Here is a 14,505-nt window from a genome sequence, read left to right as displayed (position 1 = left end):
AGGGTAAAAATCAAAGACGTTCACCCTACGCAAGCTAACTCAAGGTCGCTTTTATAAATATAAATGTATAAAAAATAATTTGGAAGTTAACACAGAATCTAAAGCCGGATGAATTTTAATTTTTTTGATAAAAGGGCTAAAGCCCATTCCTATTGAATTATACAGTACTGCAATGCCAAAATATTCCGGTTATCTTGATGTGAAAGATCTTAATACTTCTGTCATTACAAAGAATAAATCGGAAGCCAGAATCCAGAAGCCTGAACCAGAATCTCGTAACCCGGAACTCCAATGCATCATGCCCTTATTCTAAAGATATTTCCTGAAGTTCCACAATTTTCTTTTTCTGAGATAATTCAGGTTGTTTTCATTAGCGTAGGCTTCTCTTTCAAAAGAGATTCTTCTGTAAGCCAGATAACCGTCCTTCAGTTTAAAAAACCAGTAATAATATTCAATACCATAGAAAATATAGAAGAAAATAACGAGCATTTCCAGTTGCTGCCGTAAATGAATTTTTTCGTGATTGATCAATACATTATTTTCCTTATCTTCGGGTTTCCTAATGAAGATAAAGGGAAAGAGAGCGATGCCATTAATTTTTAATTTTTTTAAAGGCTTTTGGCATACAATTATCATAGTAACAAATATAAAAAGTTTTTTGACTAGCATTTAACTTATGGCCCATTATGACATCAAAGAAGGTGAAGACTTCTACTATAATGAACAGGGGTACAAGGTTTTTACAGAAAAATTCCATCTGAAAAGAGGATATTGCTGTAAAAGCGGCTGCAGACACTGTCCTTACGGGTACGATAAAAAGACTGATACATTCATTAAAAGTGATAAAAAAAATAAATAAAATGAAAAAATATATTTTTATTTTGTTGGCATCTGCTACATTAGGCTTAACTTCTTGTAGCCCTTTTCAGGTACGTTCGGATTATGCTGAAACCGCCAATTTCAATTCTTACAAAACCTATAAAATAAGAATTGATGATCTAAAACTGAATGATATTGATAAAGACAGAGTGCTGAATGAGCTGTCGAGACAGCTTCAGAGCAAAGGACTTCAGTCCGGAGAAAACCCTGATCTGATTATCAACGTAAAAGCAAATCATAAAAAGATTACTGATATCAATTCCTCTTCTCCTTACGGAATGTGGGGATGGGGCGGACCATTCGGATGGGGTGTTGGTATGAACAGAACATGGACAACCAACTACAATGAAGGCGCTTTGATCGTTGATCTTATCGATGCAAAAAGCAACAAATTGGTTTGGCAGGGTATCGGAAGCGGAATTTCTGTAGATTCTCCAAAAGCAAAACAGAGACAGATTCCAGAAATTATGGCTGAGATTATGAAAAATTATCCGCCACAAAGAAAATAAGATGTAAGTCATCCATTATATAGCCGGTACGTTTGGTATCGGCTTTTTTTATGGATAATTATTTGTTTTTTCCTGCAGATAACACAGAATTACACAGATAGCCGTGATATAGTCTTCTGTTATTTAAGTTTTGGCTGAAGCCAGATGATAAACGTCTTATTTTAAACTGGGCTTCCTTTGTCTACGTTCTGGATTATAGCCCGATCCTATTGAATTTACAATATTGAGGATAGATTATAGAAAAATCATAATTCAAGATATAAAAAACTGAATCGCATACGAAACCTCATCGTTCATCATCATTCATCATCCATCATTTATTACTCATTATGCATTACATACAGTGTGTTTAAAATTAACAATTTTGTAATTTTTTATTCACAAAAATTGTGGTATTCTTGCTGAAACTTTATATTAAATATTAATTATGAAAAAAATCATTTTATTTTCTGTATTTGCGGGACTTGCCCACGCCCAGGCTCCTGCAGGATACTACAATTCTGCCAACGGACTGAGTGGTGCAGCACTGAAAACTGAATTAAGCAGCATTATCACCAACGGACATATTGATAAAGGGTACAGTGGGCTTTGGACAGCTTATAAAACCACTGATATCGATAAGGACTATGAAAATGACGGAACCATCCTTGATATTTATTCTGAAAGACCAGCAGGTAGTGATCCTTATACTTATACTCCGGGATCTGATCAGTGTGGAACGTATTCTACTGAAGGAAATTGTTATAACAGGGAGCATATTGTTCCTCAAAGCCTATTCAATCAAGCTTCGCCAATGGTTGCGGATATTCACTTTATCAGAGCTACAGACGGGAAAGTAAATGGAATGAGAAGTAATTATCCTTTCGGAAAGGTAGGAAATGCTTCTTTTACTTCACAGAACGGATCCAAGCTGGGAACATCTGCTTCTTCAGGATATTCAGGAACGGTATTTGAGCCTATTGACGAGTTTAAAGGAGATGTGGCCCGTATGATTTTCTATTTTGTAACCCGTTATCAAAGCAAGCTTTCTTCTTTTTCGTCAGGAAATATGTTAGGAAGTTCTGCGTTCCCGGGATTACAGACATGGGAACTTAATGTCCTTTTGGCATGGCACAATCAGGATCCGGTTTCCCAGGCTGAGATCAAAAGAAATAATACTTCCTATACTTTTCAGGGGAACAGAAACCCGTTTATCGACAATCCAAATTATGTTAACCTTATCTGGGGTTCCCAGCAGCCTTCAGGTGATACCCAGGCGCCTACTACAGCAACAGGTCTGAATGTTTCAGGAACAACTTCCAGCAGTATTTCTCTGGCTTGGAATGCTTCTACCGATAATGTAGGAGTAACAGGATATAATGTTTACATGAACGGAATTCTGCAAACTACGACAAGTTCAACTTCTACAACCATTTCAGGGCTTACGCCTTCTACAACTTACAGTTTTTACGTGGTAGCAAAAGATGCAGCTGGAAATTCTTCATCGAACAGTTCAACAGTTTCCGGTACTACTAGTTCTGGCGGTACTACTCCGGGTACTAGCTGTGCCAATGAAAATTTTGAAACCATTCCTGCAGCCAACTCTACTTATACAACCAGAACATGGAGCAATGGCGGCATTTCCTGGAGCGCAACGGATGCAAGAACAGACCAGACCATTAACAATAAAGCAATTACGGTAAGAAACGGTTCTTTAACTTCCGGCAGTTCTGCAAACGGTATTGGTTCTTTAACAGTAACTACACAGCTTAAATTCTCAGGAACCAATGGTACTTTTGATGTAAAAGTAAATGGAACAACCGTAGGAACTATTCCTTACAGTACTTCATCTACAACCACGACTATCAATAATATCAATATTTCCGGAAATGTAGTGGTAAGCCTGGTTAATACTTCATCAAGTAACAGAGTTGCTATTGATGATCTTTCATGGACATGTTATTCAGGATCAACAGCAAGAATGGCTCAAAATACAGCAGCAGAAACTACATCCAACAGTTTTAAAATATCTCCTAACCCTGTTACCAATCAGGAGATTTTTGTAAAAGGAGATCTTCAGAAAGTAAAAAAAGCCGAGATTTATAACCTTCAGGGGAAAACTCTTCAGACAATTGACCAGCCTTTCAGAAATGGAAATTCTATTAAAACCAGAAATCTTGGCCAGGGAGTTTATATTTTGAAACTGGATCAGGTAACGATGCAGTTTATAGTGAAATAGTTCAAATAGTCATTTGATATAAAAAATGCCGGTTCTTTTTGGACCGGCATTTATTTTTTTTAACTCTCGCAGATTTTACTGATTGAGCAGATCTTTGTAACGCAGAGATTTTATTTTTCTAATGTTTTATTTTAGAGGACAAAGAGGAATCAGCAAGCTGATCTGGCTAAGCAAATGGTTTAATTTCTTTGCTATATTCTTTTAGTTCAGGGAGATTTTATCCAGGTCCGGATATCCTGACCCTTTCAGAAGGTCTTTCCATTCTTTATTTCTGAACACGAAGAGGTTGCAGCGGTATTCGTCCGGTCTGTTATCTATTTTGGTTTCGCAGTAATAATAGAGCATATCTTTGCTTCTCCAGATCGCTACTTCCTGTCTGAGTTTGTTATGCGTCCGGATGATCTCATTATCTTTAACTTCAGATTCAAAACCTTCCCGAATGGTATCAAAACTAGGTTTCTGAAGTGTCTTGTTTAAGCTTTCCAGAAGTGCTGTTTTTTCCTGCTCTGTATAAATATCAAGCTGATACATTCCCAGTTCGTCTTCTTTTTCATTGGCAAGCGGGCCAATTTCCTGATCTACTTTTCCGAAATGTAAAATTACTTTGTTTGTATTTTTATGATTTTTTCCTTCCAGATCAATTCCGTTGAAGTGCAATAATTCTTTTGAAGCAAAAGCCAGCTTTTCATTTCCGATCAGGGTAACTTCACCGGTACGGACGGCTTCTTTTGCTGTTGCTCCGGCAGATTTTAAAATATCGTTGATATTTTGTCCTGCTTTCAGTTTAGCAAGATTGAATGGTTCGGTCTGAGTACTTCCTTCTGTTTCAACCAAAGACTCACTTTCTTTATTTTTCTGCTGGTCGCATGACGCAAAGCTCAGACAGATTACCGCTGTTAATACATATTTCAGATTTTTCATAATGTTAGTGTCCGGTTATCAATAATAAAACAGAAAAAACAGGATTCAAGTATCCGGAAAACGTTTTTTATTCATTTTTTAACTTCAAATTCCTATTTGTTTCATGAATATAAAACGCTTATATTATTTCAAATTCTTCTTTTCCTTCAGGTATATAAAATGAAATATCAAGCATCAGTTCTTCTTCTGTTTCAGGATTTTCCAGATATAAAGCAGACTCTCCGTTTATTTTTTTTAAAAAGGCAACTCTATTCTCTGCACATACAAACATTACGGCATCTTTGGAAACAGGCTGTATTTTAAATCCGGACTTGAAATCTTTTACAAGATCAGTAAAGCGTTCTTCCGATTCTGCTTTTGACAGATACATAGAAGCAGCCATATTTTCTTCTCTTCTGGAAATTGATTTCTTATAATCTTCAAATTTATTTTCTCTTATTAATCTTGATATATGATCATAAGCCTGCTCCAGTTTTTTTCTGCTGTCTTTAATATCCTGCAGGTTTCTCCCGTTCTGCCATGCCGAAAGCTGATAAGGAACTTCAGCTTTAAAGGAGCCAACATATTTGATAACCTGTTTCTTTTTGTCTTCAATAGCCTCTGAATGATAGTCTCCAAACTGTTTATCAAAAACAAAATCATTAGCCACATCAAAAAGTTTGACATTAAATTTCAGTTCTGATTTAGGATGCAGCTGTACATCGCCAATATTAGGTAAAATGGTTGCTGATATCGTCTGAACACCACTTTTCAATATGGCAAAATTGATAGGAATATTGGTGGCAACCTGTCCCTCAACATTCATATGAATCACAGGATAATCATTAATCCTTATTTCAAACAAACAGGCTGATGCACTGAAGTCGATCATATAATAAGGTTGTTGTATCATAATTTTAGTTTTTAATGATTTTAGACCAGTCTGTAAACATTTTACTGATGGTATTGGTATTGATGATGCTAAAACAAAACATTCCAAGGAAAATAGCGCTCCAGCACCACGCAAGTTTAACTCCGTTTTTATCTGTTATAAAAAAAAGAATGAGCATGGTAACCGTTCCAAAAAAAAAGGTGAAAAGCAAGGTATACAGTATTGCCTGAATGATATACATATTGAATTTCAGTTTCCTGAACACCCATCCTATGATACTCACCACCATAATCAGTCCTATAGGAAGAAGCATCGCCCCAAACAAAACAATTTCGGGTTTTTCCATCAGTATATTTTCATATCCGAAAAATGTATTAAAACTGAACTCCTTCATAATGTTTTTCCTGATTTGAAACGTCTAATAGGGTTTTGTCTTTATAGCCCAGCATTTTTGCCAATATAACATTGGGAAACTCATGAATTCCTATATTATAGAGGTTTACACTGTCATTGAAAAATTCTCTTCTGTCTGCTATTTTATCTTCCATTCCGGAAACTCTTTTCTGTAGTTCCAGGAAGTTATTGTTTGACAGCAGGCCGGGATAGTTTTCTGAAACAGCAAAAAATGATGAAAGTGCTTTTGATGTCTCATTGGCAAGCTCTGTTTTTCTGTCGGAATCATTGGTGTTGTTATAGGAAGTTCTTAGTTCTGTCAGTTTGGTAAGCAGGTCTTTTTCATGTGCCATAAACTGTTTGGCAACATTAACAAGGTTTGGAATTTCGTCTGCTCTTTGCTTCAAAATAACATCTATATTCCCATACGCTTTTTCCACATTGAATTTCAGCATGACAAGCTTGTTATATAAACTGATGAAAAAAGCCACGATGGCCACGATAAGAAAAACGGCGATAACAATTGCTACAATTTGATTCATTATTGTGATAAGATTAAAATCATTACGATAAGTATAACGATACAGGTGACAATAAATGACCTCAACAGGGGCTGGTATTTATTCCAGACTGAAATTCCTGCAACAGTGGTAATTCCTAAAAGCTTATGCCCTGTATCTTTTCTGATGAAAGCTTCTCCGTTTCTTGAATCGGCAGCTCCCACCAGAAGCATTTCCTGGCCGGATTTAAGCAATGTTTCCTTGTATCTTTTCTGTCCGTTATAACTTACATTGGTTTCTTCGATGAATATCAATTCTATGCCTTCGGGATGTATTTCAATGGTTCCTGAATCATCCTGCATCAGAAAGAGATTGCACTGGGTTTCTCTATGAATTGTTGTATAAGAATTTTTCCCTTCTTTATCTCTGGTTACATCTTCAATTGTATAATAATATCCTATGCATTCTTCTCTTGCAACGGGAGAAATCAAAGGTTCTTTCATAATAAGTTTTCCCTGAATTTCTACCAGCCCCATGGCCACAGATTTTATTTTGGATGTGGGTAATGATGCCTGAATTCTTAAAAATCTTTTTCTAGAATTAGGAAGTAGTAAAATAACTGCAATGACAGAAAGTATAACTAACGGTAAATACGTAATTACTTTTTCTGCATAATAATCATAATTATCCATCAATAAAAATCTGCTATGAAGTATACGTTTTTAGCAGGTGTACTGCTGCTGTTTCCTGCCCGTCTGCCGTCTTCACCTGATTGTCTACAATATAGAGAACAGAGGAAGTATTGGGTTTATTATTGGTGTATTCATAATATTGTACCAATACCATTGTTTTACCTTTCAGATCCCAGGCATAGGCTGCATTTCCCAATATTTTACCTTCACTGTTCTTTGCAGGAACTCCTGCAAGAACTTTAGGATTTTTGTATTGTGATTTGAGATAGGCTAAAAGATCGTTACCTGCAGCAGTATCTTCCAGTTCTATTTTCACGCCTTTAGTAAGCCTTTCTGTAGTATTGTTAATAAGTAATCCTACGGTGGAGTTTTTTACATTATTTTCTTTCTGTTCGGGAAACGATATATTTCCGAATTTATATCCGGAAACATCTTTGGTATAAGCTACAGGCAATGTAGTTACAATTTCCCTTGCTTCTGTCTGATATTTGGTGTCTTTCAGAACTTCTTTATATCCTTTGGAAAAATCTATTTTTTCCAGATCTGTCTTTTGTTGTGACTGGCATGATACAAACATGATAAAACACAAAATTATTAAAACTATCTTTTTCATATGATCTAATTTCTTATTAACGGAATATCGGCACTGAATCCGAAAAGTTCTTCAAGACTTTTGATGACATCAAATTTAGGTACAATTTCGTTAAATTTACCTTCTGCGATAATACCTTCGTCTTCTGAACTTCCTTTAAGTTCTGCCGGTTTTTTACTGCCACCTCTAGGTATTTTCTTTTTTGCAGACATTCCTACTTTTCCTTTAATCACATACTCAGCGTTGAGTCCATCAAATCCTAATTCCGGGCGGTAATTTAATCCTTTATCATCAAATTTCACACCATGCCCGAATGTAATGGAAGCTGATCCCTTTCCGCTCATTTCAAAATATCCTTCTACTTTCACAATGACAAGATTGGCTTCTGCTTTTGCCCAAACCCCTGCTTTTAATTCAATTTTAAGGGTATTTTTAGCTTCTATTTTTCCTTGCTTATCACTTTTTTCGCTTACAGTATTGAATGAAAAACCAATTGATGTTTTGATTTCACTTGAAATAACAAGATCAATGTAAACATCTGAACTCAGTTTAGCTCCGAAATCATCATTCCCAAACTCAACTCCTGTATTCATCTGGTCTTTGATCACTCCATACAACCTTACAGCACCTGGTGCTGCGGTTCCACCACTCACGGCTCCTGCCACCAGTCCTACAGCTGTACAAAGGAGGTCTATTGTAACTTCTAATCCTATCAGGGGTTCTGCATTAAAAGATATATCAACCTTTGTTCCTAATCTTTCTATTTCGGTATTTTTCTGTTTGGCTCTTTCTAAAAACCATTCACCTTTTAGATTAATATTAGGAGGCTTGATTGCGAAAGTTACCGGAAGACCTTTAAAACCTATATTTCTAACCTGTCCTTTAGTTTTGTTGGTAATACCGTCAGACATTGCTCCCATTGATCCGAAAAGATCATAAAGCTTTTTGAATTTTGTCTCGTATTCTCCTTTAACTTCCTTACTTTTCTGAAAACTGCCGCTTCTATTCTTTTCCCATTCACTTTTCAGGCTGAATCCGAAGGAAGCATCCTTTTGTTTCCATCTTCTTTCAGCACCTATTTTACCGGCTTTAGCCTGTAAGTCTTTATGTTTTGCCGCTGGCTGGTTCTGCCATTTCACACTCAGTTCATTGGTAAGATTAACGAAGAAAGTAAGTGTCCATTTAATGTCCGGGTAAGCTTTGATTAATACGGTTGTTCTCTTTTCATTGCTAAAATACCTGCATGTATGTGCGTGAAGATGGAATTGATTGGGAGTGGTCCACATCGGCCAGATATATTGTATAGGAAAAGCATTGAATTGTGATAGATCTGAGTATACTCCATAATTAAATGATGGTGTGGTAAATGTTTTTACAGTATCTCCTTTATCTATTGCCTGCCCTACATCTACCATCAGGACCTGTTTTTTATGTTTCCCTTTGCTGTCTCTGAAGCATTCATTGGTTTGAAAACCGGTAACATCAATCGTTATATCTTTCTTCATGGATACACTAGGTGCTGTCACTTCATAGTTAACCGTTTGTGCATCATGGGCATTGAATACAAATGAGATGTCTACTCTACGGTTATTTTCGTAGTCTTTCTCATTTTTATATTTTATATTATCTCTTCCTTTTTTATCGTCAGTAGGATCTACTTCTCCTTTTCCCACAGAGATGATTCTTCTTGGATCTAATCCACCGTCTGCAAAGAATTTTTTGACAACATCCGCTCTTCTCTGGGAAAGACCTTTATTGTAATTCTGCTTTCCGATTACACAAGCGTAGCCACTCAGATTCATGGTGGCATCTTTATGTTCTAAAAGGAATTTGAGTACATTATTCAGGATGGCGACTCCATCTTTATCAATTTCTGTAGAATCGAATTTATAAAAGATGGTTCTTTTAATATGTTCCTGAAGCGCCGGTGACTGTATTTGCTTTATACCATTACCATTATCAAAAACTTTAACGGTTGTATTATTAGCCTTTCCGTCTTTTATTTCACTTTCTGTGATTTTGATCACTTCAAACTTACAAGGTTCCAGTCTGACGGAATTTACATCCGGCTTATACACTTTAGTTGGTGTCTGGTTCTGGGCTCCGTTGGTATTGGTAGTAACTACTTTATTTTTTACATTCAGATAGATGGCATGAAGGTCATCTCCAAGCTTGTCTTTAATGTATTTTTTGGATGCAACATCTTTTACTTTAACATAGAACTCCTCTACATTCTGAATATTGTCCACATAAGCCATCCAGGCAAAGGTATTTTCTATTTTCAGATTCACTTCACCGTCTATTACCTGTACATTGTTATAGGTATGCACCAGTTTATCTGCTTTTGCGGACTGCTGATTCCACAATTCAATGCTGACTGTATTTCCATTGAGTCCTTCCGTCACGAGGTTCAGATGAACGATATGCCCATAGGAAATGTATTCGTTTTTTTTATTGTTTTTGATGCTTTTGCTGTTCTTCTGGGTAGACCATTTGCTGCTTACAATTTTGGGCTCACACCAGCCTTTTACAAATAGTCCTGTATTACCTTTAGGGTCTCTTACTCCTGAAAGACTGGCTTCAATATAAAACTGATAGCTTCCGCAGTACTGCTTACCAATTAAAAATTTATATCCTGTAGCAGAGGTTATCTGATTGATGATAATTTTTTTGCTACTGTTCTGCCTCATCCAGGTAAGAGGTTTCTTTTTGTCGGCATCTGTGGTGCCCGGCAGCCATTCATCCACACCAAACTGCACCCACTGATCCGGTTTTATGGTAATCCTTTGCCCTAATACAGACATTTTGGGGTAATACAATCCGCTTACAACTTTTATTTTTTTTACGCCTTTTGCCATTTTCTTATCATTTAGATTGCACCATCCTGCCCTCCTCCTGAAGGCTGGTCGTTATACATTTCTTCGGAATCTACCAGTGGATTGATCTGCTGCTGAACATCTTTGTCTGCATTTTTAAAGTTCTGCTGGCTGGCTTCTGCTCTTTGCCCGTGGTCTATAATCTCGATGCATGGCGTTCCGGCAACAGCACACACGGCTTTGCTGTCTTCCACAATGATATATCCGCCATTGCTGAGCTGTACTTTATCATAAAAATTCTGCCATTCTGTAACCATAATTTTACATGGTGGAGGCGGACCTCCCATTTTGGTACAGTTTCCGAATGTGTTTTTTTCAAATGTGTCTGCTCCTATTTCTTTCGTAGTAACGATCAGTTTTTTGGAAGCGCTTTTATCATTGGCATATTCTTTTTGGTGTGTAAGTACTTTGAGCTTGTCCGGAGCCTGTCCGAACTGGCATTTGCATAGGGCGCCCTGTACTACAATATGTTTTTCTGCCATATTAATTTTATCTTTAGTGAAATGGTAATTTAGTTTTCATCAATTCCTGAAACTGATACTGAAATCTTTTTCTCTTCCTGCAGCATGATACTGCATTCCAGGTAAAGAGATTCCGGAAGTGAAGTTTCTCCTTTCAGATAGCTTATGAGTCTGAAAGTTCCTTCTTCATTCATCACAGGATGATCTTCTATAATCAATGAAAAAGGTGATTTTCTTATAAAATCATCAATATTTCTTTCGTCATATAACTTTCCATATCCTTCTATGGTAATCAGGCCGGTTTCTCCTTTCACCGGATCTGTTTCCAGTGTCAGTTTATATGCAGGTTCAATGGCATTATCTGTTACCGGAAAGGTTTCTGTCATCTCAGTTCTATATTCATTTCCGAAACGCTGATATATTCCAAAAAATAATGAGCGGATGAAATAATCATTTTTAATATACAGATTGATTGCTTCGGGCTGGCTGATCACTTTTTCAATCTTTCCGCAGTATTCGTCTACCGTTTCGCCATCAAATTCTTTATAGAGTTCTTCTTTTACAGCTGGCCATCTTTTGGAAAATACCTCTGCATTTTCTACGGTTTCAAACCTTCCATGTTCATCTGTACTGATCTGTAAAGGATATAAGATCCCGGAGGTTCTGTAAGCGAGCAGATCTGCAATTTCATTCACTTCTTCTTCGTTGAGATAGAGTTTTGATGTTCTGTCTATCTCAAAAAAATGATGCCCTTTTTCTGTTTTCAGCCAGCGAACTGATGTTTCATATTTTAATTCGTTTTTCGATTCTCCTTTTTCAATGGTAATAACGACACTGTATCTTCGCACTTTGTTTTCAGGCTGAAGAGTAAGGCTGTTTCCTTTTCCGAATTTAACCAGACTCTTTTGATCAGCAACCGCTGTTCTCGGAACAAAAAGCTCTTTCTGCCCGTTGAGATTGATCAGAATCATATCTTTCACAGCACAGTGGTTATTATGGAAGAGTTTTAATGCATCTTTATCCAGCCCGTACAGCAAGGCTATACTTTTTAAAGTTTCATCTTTCTGAACGGTATGTATATTATATTTCTGCATAAAAATGTTCCTGCTTCAATTTCTTTCTTGGTATAATACTCTTATTTAAATATTTAATGGATAACTCTTGTTCTGTTCGGTCTCGGATCCATACCTATTTTTTCTCTTCTTGCTGACCAGTGAAGGTAATGAAGACGAAGGAATCTCAAATCGTTCTGTTCTTTTACTTCTTTCTGATAAGCATCCTGACGGTCTTCCGGGACTTCGTTTCCACCATAAGCATCACGCAGCGCTTTAAAATGTTTGAAGGCATAAGGTTTGCCATTTCCCATCACATAAGTTCTGAGACGGTCTTTTATTCCTATTAAAAACTGATCATTCAAAATGGAATATTTATCATCAGTCATTTTTTTCAAGGTGATAGGAAGATTTTTCTCAATGCCGTATTCAGCCATAAAATGTAGAGGAATATAGCTGTAAGTTTTCAGCAGGTAACGGGACCCTCTCAATGATAAATAGAATCCGGGGGTAATGGTAAGCATATCTTTTTCATACCAACCTTCTGATACGAGTTCTGCTTTTAATGCTTCTAATTTGGAACTGGTTGTCCAGGATGTTTCCACTTCCTCCCACGTTTCCTGTCCGTTTTCATAGGCACCTCCGACGTCGCAGTGTACACCTGGGAATGTTTTTTCGATTCCGATATGTACTCTTGTAAGGTCAAAGTTTTCTCTGTGCTCATCGGCTGCAATAAAGTGAACTACAGTTTGGGCTTTTCCGATGTCATTCAGGCTTAATTCTTCAACATCGTTACTGAAATTGGGCATTGGTGACAGGTATTTTGAATAGGAAGAAACGGTATCGTAAATCCCCAGAAATCTCACTTTCAACACATCAACTTTTAAACCTGCTTCTTCGAGTTTAAGACCGAGATGCCCCCATTTTGGAAGTTCTTCAGAATCAACACTTTTTCCATCATCATCTGAATAGGTGGTCACTGAAACCGCTTCATTGGCGACGGTGCGTGAACTGGCTTTATATTTTGCTTTTCCGATTTCGTATACAAAATTACGTGCGGCGGCAGCTCCACGGCTGAATCCGAATACATCGAAAGTAAGTACCGCAATTTTATCAGCTTTCTTTTCTGCTTTAATGGTTTTCACCTTTTTTACAATTTCTTCGCAGCCTTTTCTCACTTTTGATCTGATCCCGGTTTCTCCGGTCCCGAAAGCGTATCCGAGCGTTGCATCTCCTTCTTTATCCAGTGTACCGATACCTTCTATATAAATCCCGAAGTTTTTATCATAGTTATCCCACATGCGGGCTACATTACTCCAGTCATTGTTATAACTGGTATTGTCTTTAGCTCCACCACCATGTTTTTTATGAGCATCTGTCCCTTTCCTTCTCTCTTCCGTATTGGTTTTATTATTCAGGGTTCCGTCAAAAAAAATCCCAATGGTAATATCCAGTACTTCCTCTTTGGATACAGATGGTGTATAACTTCCAAATTGATTGTTGTGCATCGTTCTTGTTTTTAAATTGACTGAGTGAATATTATCATTCTATCTTTCGGGATACCCTTATTTTTGCTTTGGTAACTGCCAGTTTTTCTTTTTCAGATTCTAAAGAGACCAAGACCTTTGTATTGTCTTCGTTTACTTTAATGGTCAGATCAATATTTTTGTCTTTTCCCGATTTCTGAAACAAATCAAATATCTCTTTATCATCAAAAGCGTCTATCCATACTGCATACCTGTTGTTGTTCTTGTCTTTCCAGTACAAACCGCAGAATTTTGGGATAGCCCTGCTTTTGTACGTATTCTCTTTCAAGCTTTGGTCAAAAAGGTTTTCCTGTTCACCGTTGTAACCGGTAAAACCAAAATCTATCCAGGTGGCTCCTTCAGGGAGAATCACGGAAGGTTTCCAGCTGTATCTTTCCCGATAAACGTTATAAATATCTGCTGGCGGATAGCCTTCTTTTTCAATTTTCTCACGAATTTCCGGCTTGAATGTCTTATAAGACGGATCTTTCAACATTCTTTCTGCAAAGCCTTCATTCAACATATACTGAGCATTATCGTATGCTTTTTCTTTGGTGATAATGGTATCATGAGCCTGAAAAGCACCTACTTCTTTCTGGTTTCCCGGACCTTTCATCCAAAGCACAACTCTTCCTTGTGGAGCTAATCCTACCACAAAGGAATTGTAAGTAGATTTCTTTTTTGTGTCCTGGTCTACAAACCCCTCATCCAAAAGTTTTTTGATCTTTTCTTTATCCAGGTCCCATTTTCCGGTGTAGAATTTATTTTCTACCAAAGAATACCATGTAAATTCCAGTTTATAGGGCGCACTCATGCTTTCGGTATTAACGTTCATGGTACCGCCTTCTTTACCCCAGCCTGTATTCTGTGTTCCCCAGATGGCATCAAAGCTGTAGGTAAAACCATCGGCAACAATAGCACCTTCATAGACTTCCATCGGGTATTCCTCCGGGGCAGAAACGGTTCCCAGCCAACTGTATTTTTCTTCCATTTTTTTATTCTGACAATTCGTTAA

Annotated in this window: 16 protein-coding genes; 4 read left to right on the top strand and 12 right to left on the bottom strand. The window is 37.1% G+C overall.

The window, feature by feature from the left end; all coding sequences use genetic code 11:
* The first annotated feature begins 124 nt into the window (after positions 1-124).
* Positions 125-313 (top strand): hypothetical protein, encoded by a 189-nt coding sequence (locus AC59HC_RS19145; RefSeq protein WP_202838882.1) that lies wholly within the window; start codon positions 125-127, stop codon positions 311-313.
* Here the strand turns inward: AC59HC_RS19145 and AC59HC_RS19140 are convergent.
* Complete coding sequence (locus AC59HC_RS19140) at positions 310-636, bottom strand: hypothetical protein (protein ID WP_202838881.1); 327 nt, start codon at positions 634-636, stop codon at positions 310-312. The two genes, AC59HC_RS19145 and AC59HC_RS19140, sit on opposite strands and share 4 nt — an antisense overlap.
* Before the next feature lie 40 nt (positions 637-676).
* On the opposite strand from AC59HC_RS19140, the gene AC59HC_RS19135 reads away from it, so the two are divergent.
* The 3 genes from AC59HC_RS19135 to AC59HC_RS19125 all read left to right on the top strand — a co-directional run bounded on the left by AC59HC_RS19135 (position 677) and on the right by AC59HC_RS19125 (position 3,606).
* Positions 677-859: a C1orf53 family protein gene (locus AC59HC_RS19135; RefSeq protein WP_047434227.1), complete on the top strand. Its 183-nt coding sequence runs from the start codon at positions 677-679 to the stop codon at positions 857-859.
* A 1-nt stretch (position 860) separates the two neighbouring features.
* Positions 861-1,388: a DUF4136 domain-containing protein gene (locus AC59HC_RS19130; RefSeq protein ID WP_110011388.1), complete on the top strand. Its 528-nt coding sequence runs from the start codon at positions 861-863 to the stop codon at positions 1,386-1,388.
* A gap of 427 nt (positions 1,389-1,815) precedes the next feature.
* Positions 1,816-3,606, top strand: a complete 1,791-nt coding sequence (locus AC59HC_RS19125) for an endonuclease (RefSeq protein WP_411413594.1) — start codon at positions 1,816-1,818, stop codon at positions 3,604-3,606.
* A gap of 201 nt (positions 3,607-3,807) precedes the next feature.
* On the opposite strand, the gene AC59HC_RS19120 is transcribed toward AC59HC_RS19125, so the two are convergent.
* The 11 genes from AC59HC_RS19120 to AC59HC_RS19070 all read right to left on the bottom strand — a co-directional run bounded on the left by AC59HC_RS19120 (position 3,808) and on the right by AC59HC_RS19070 (position 14,481).
* On the bottom strand, positions 3,808-4,527 hold the full coding sequence (locus AC59HC_RS19120) for a hypothetical protein (RefSeq protein ID WP_202838879.1): 720 nt from the start codon (positions 4,525-4,527) through the stop codon (positions 3,808-3,810).
* Positions 4,528-4,645: 118 nt separating this feature from the next.
* Positions 4,646-5,419, bottom strand: coding sequence for a hypothetical protein (locus AC59HC_RS19115; protein WP_496559164.1), 774 nt, complete (start codon positions 5,417-5,419; stop codon positions 4,646-4,648).
* Between the two features lie 4 nt (positions 5,420-5,423).
* The gene (locus AC59HC_RS19110) at positions 5,424-5,792 is read right to left on the bottom strand and encodes a hypothetical protein (RefSeq protein ID WP_202838877.1); all 369 of its coding nucleotides are present in this window, start codon (positions 5,790-5,792) and stop codon (positions 5,424-5,426) included.
* Positions 5,773-6,333: a LemA family protein gene (locus tag AC59HC_RS19105; protein WP_202838876.1), complete on the bottom strand. Its 561-nt coding sequence runs from the start codon at positions 6,331-6,333 to the stop codon at positions 5,773-5,775. Before AC59HC_RS19105 ends, AC59HC_RS19110 begins: the two co-directional genes overlap by 20 nt.
* Positions 6,333-6,983, bottom strand: a complete 651-nt coding sequence (locus AC59HC_RS19100) for a hypothetical protein (protein WP_310402985.1) — start codon at positions 6,981-6,983, stop codon at positions 6,333-6,335. Before AC59HC_RS19100 ends, AC59HC_RS19105 begins: the two co-directional genes overlap by 1 nt.
* Positions 6,984-6,996: 13 nt before the next feature.
* Positions 6,997-7,596, bottom strand: a complete 600-nt coding sequence (locus tag AC59HC_RS19095; RefSeq protein ID WP_202838874.1) for a hypothetical protein — start codon at positions 7,594-7,596, stop codon at positions 6,997-6,999.
* Positions 7,597-7,601: 5 nt separating this feature from the next.
* Entirely contained in the window at positions 7,602-10,433 is a 2,832-nt protein-coding gene (locus AC59HC_RS19090) for an OmpA family protein (protein ID WP_202838873.1), read from the bottom strand.
* Positions 10,434-10,444: 11 nt separating this feature from the next.
* A complete protein-coding gene (locus AC59HC_RS19085) occupies positions 10,445-10,933 on the bottom strand; it encodes a DUF4280 domain-containing protein (protein ID WP_202838872.1) in 489 nt (162 codons plus the stop codon).
* Between the two features lie 29 nt (positions 10,934-10,962).
* Positions 10,963-12,006 carry a hypothetical protein gene (locus AC59HC_RS19080; protein WP_202838871.1) on the bottom strand — a complete coding sequence of 348 codons (1,044 nt, stop codon included), beginning with the start codon at positions 12,004-12,006 and terminating at the stop codon, positions 10,963-10,965.
* 53 nt (positions 12,007-12,059) lie between these two features.
* The gene (locus AC59HC_RS19075) at positions 12,060-13,472 is read right to left on the bottom strand and encodes a phospholipase effector Tle1 domain-containing protein (protein WP_496559163.1); all 1,413 of its coding nucleotides are present in this window, start codon (positions 13,470-13,472) and stop codon (positions 12,060-12,062) included.
* Positions 13,473-13,506: 34 nt separating this feature from the next.
* Positions 13,507-14,481 carry a DUF2931 family protein gene (locus AC59HC_RS19070; RefSeq protein ID WP_238349591.1) on the bottom strand — a complete coding sequence of 325 codons (975 nt, stop codon included), beginning with the start codon at positions 14,479-14,481 and terminating at the stop codon, positions 13,507-13,509.
* Positions 14,482-14,505 lie beyond the last annotated feature (24 nt).

The organism is Chryseobacterium sp. DZ-32, from assembly GCF_059587025.1.
The sequence above is the reverse complement of the archived record's forward strand: the minus strand, read 5'-3'. Positions and strand labels throughout refer to the sequence as shown.

Bases quoted from the DNA above. Each gene is read 5' to 3' on its own strand.
- AC59HC_RS19140 (WP_202838881.1), bottom strand. From the start codon at position 636: ATGATAATTGTATGCCAAAAGCCTTTAAAAAAATTAAAAATTAATGGC.
- AC59HC_RS19135 (WP_047434227.1), top strand. From the start codon at position 677: ATGGCCCATTATGACATCAAAGAAGGTGAAGACTTCTACTATAATGAA.
- AC59HC_RS19130 (WP_110011388.1), top strand. From the start codon at position 861: ATGAAAAAATATATTTTTATTTTGTTGGCATCTGCTACATTAGGCTTA.
- AC59HC_RS19125 (WP_411413594.1), top strand. From the start codon at position 1,816: ATGAAAAAAATCATTTTATTTTCTGTATTTGCGGGACTTGCCCACGCC.
- AC59HC_RS19120 (WP_202838879.1), bottom strand. From the start codon at position 4,527: ATGAAAAATCTGAAATATGTATTAACAGCGGTAATCTGTCTGAGCTTT.
- AC59HC_RS19115 (WP_496559164.1), bottom strand. From the start codon at position 5,419: ATGATACAACAACCTTATTATATGATCGACTTCAGTGCATCAGCCTGT.
- AC59HC_RS19110 (WP_202838877.1), bottom strand. From the start codon at position 5,792: ATGAAGGAGTTCAGTTTTAATACATTTTTCGGATATGAAAATATACTG.
- AC59HC_RS19105 (WP_202838876.1), bottom strand. From the start codon at position 6,333: ATGAATCAAATTGTAGCAATTGTTATCGCCGTTTTTCTTATCGTGGCC.
- AC59HC_RS19100 (WP_310402985.1), bottom strand. From the start codon at position 6,983: ATGGATAATTATGATTATTATGCAGAAAAAGTAATTACGTATTTACCG.
- AC59HC_RS19095 (WP_202838874.1), bottom strand. From the start codon at position 7,596: ATGAAAAAGATAGTTTTAATAATTTTGTGTTTTATCATGTTTGTATCA.
- AC59HC_RS19090 (WP_202838873.1), bottom strand. From the start codon at position 10,433: ATGGCAAAAGGCGTAAAAAAAATAAAAGTTGTAAGCGGATTGTATTAC.
- AC59HC_RS19085 (WP_202838872.1), bottom strand. From the start codon at position 10,933: ATGGCAGAAAAACATATTGTAGTACAGGGCGCCCTATGCAAATGCCAG.
- AC59HC_RS19080 (WP_202838871.1), bottom strand. From the start codon at position 12,006: ATGCAGAAATATAATATACATACCGTTCAGAAAGATGAAACTTTAAAA.
- AC59HC_RS19075 (WP_496559163.1), bottom strand. From the start codon at position 13,472: ATGCACAACAATCAATTTGGAAGTTATACACCATCTGTATCCAAAGAG.
- AC59HC_RS19070 (WP_238349591.1), bottom strand. From the start codon at position 14,481: ATGGAAGAAAAATACAGTTGGCTGGGAACCGTTTCTGCCCCGGAGGAA.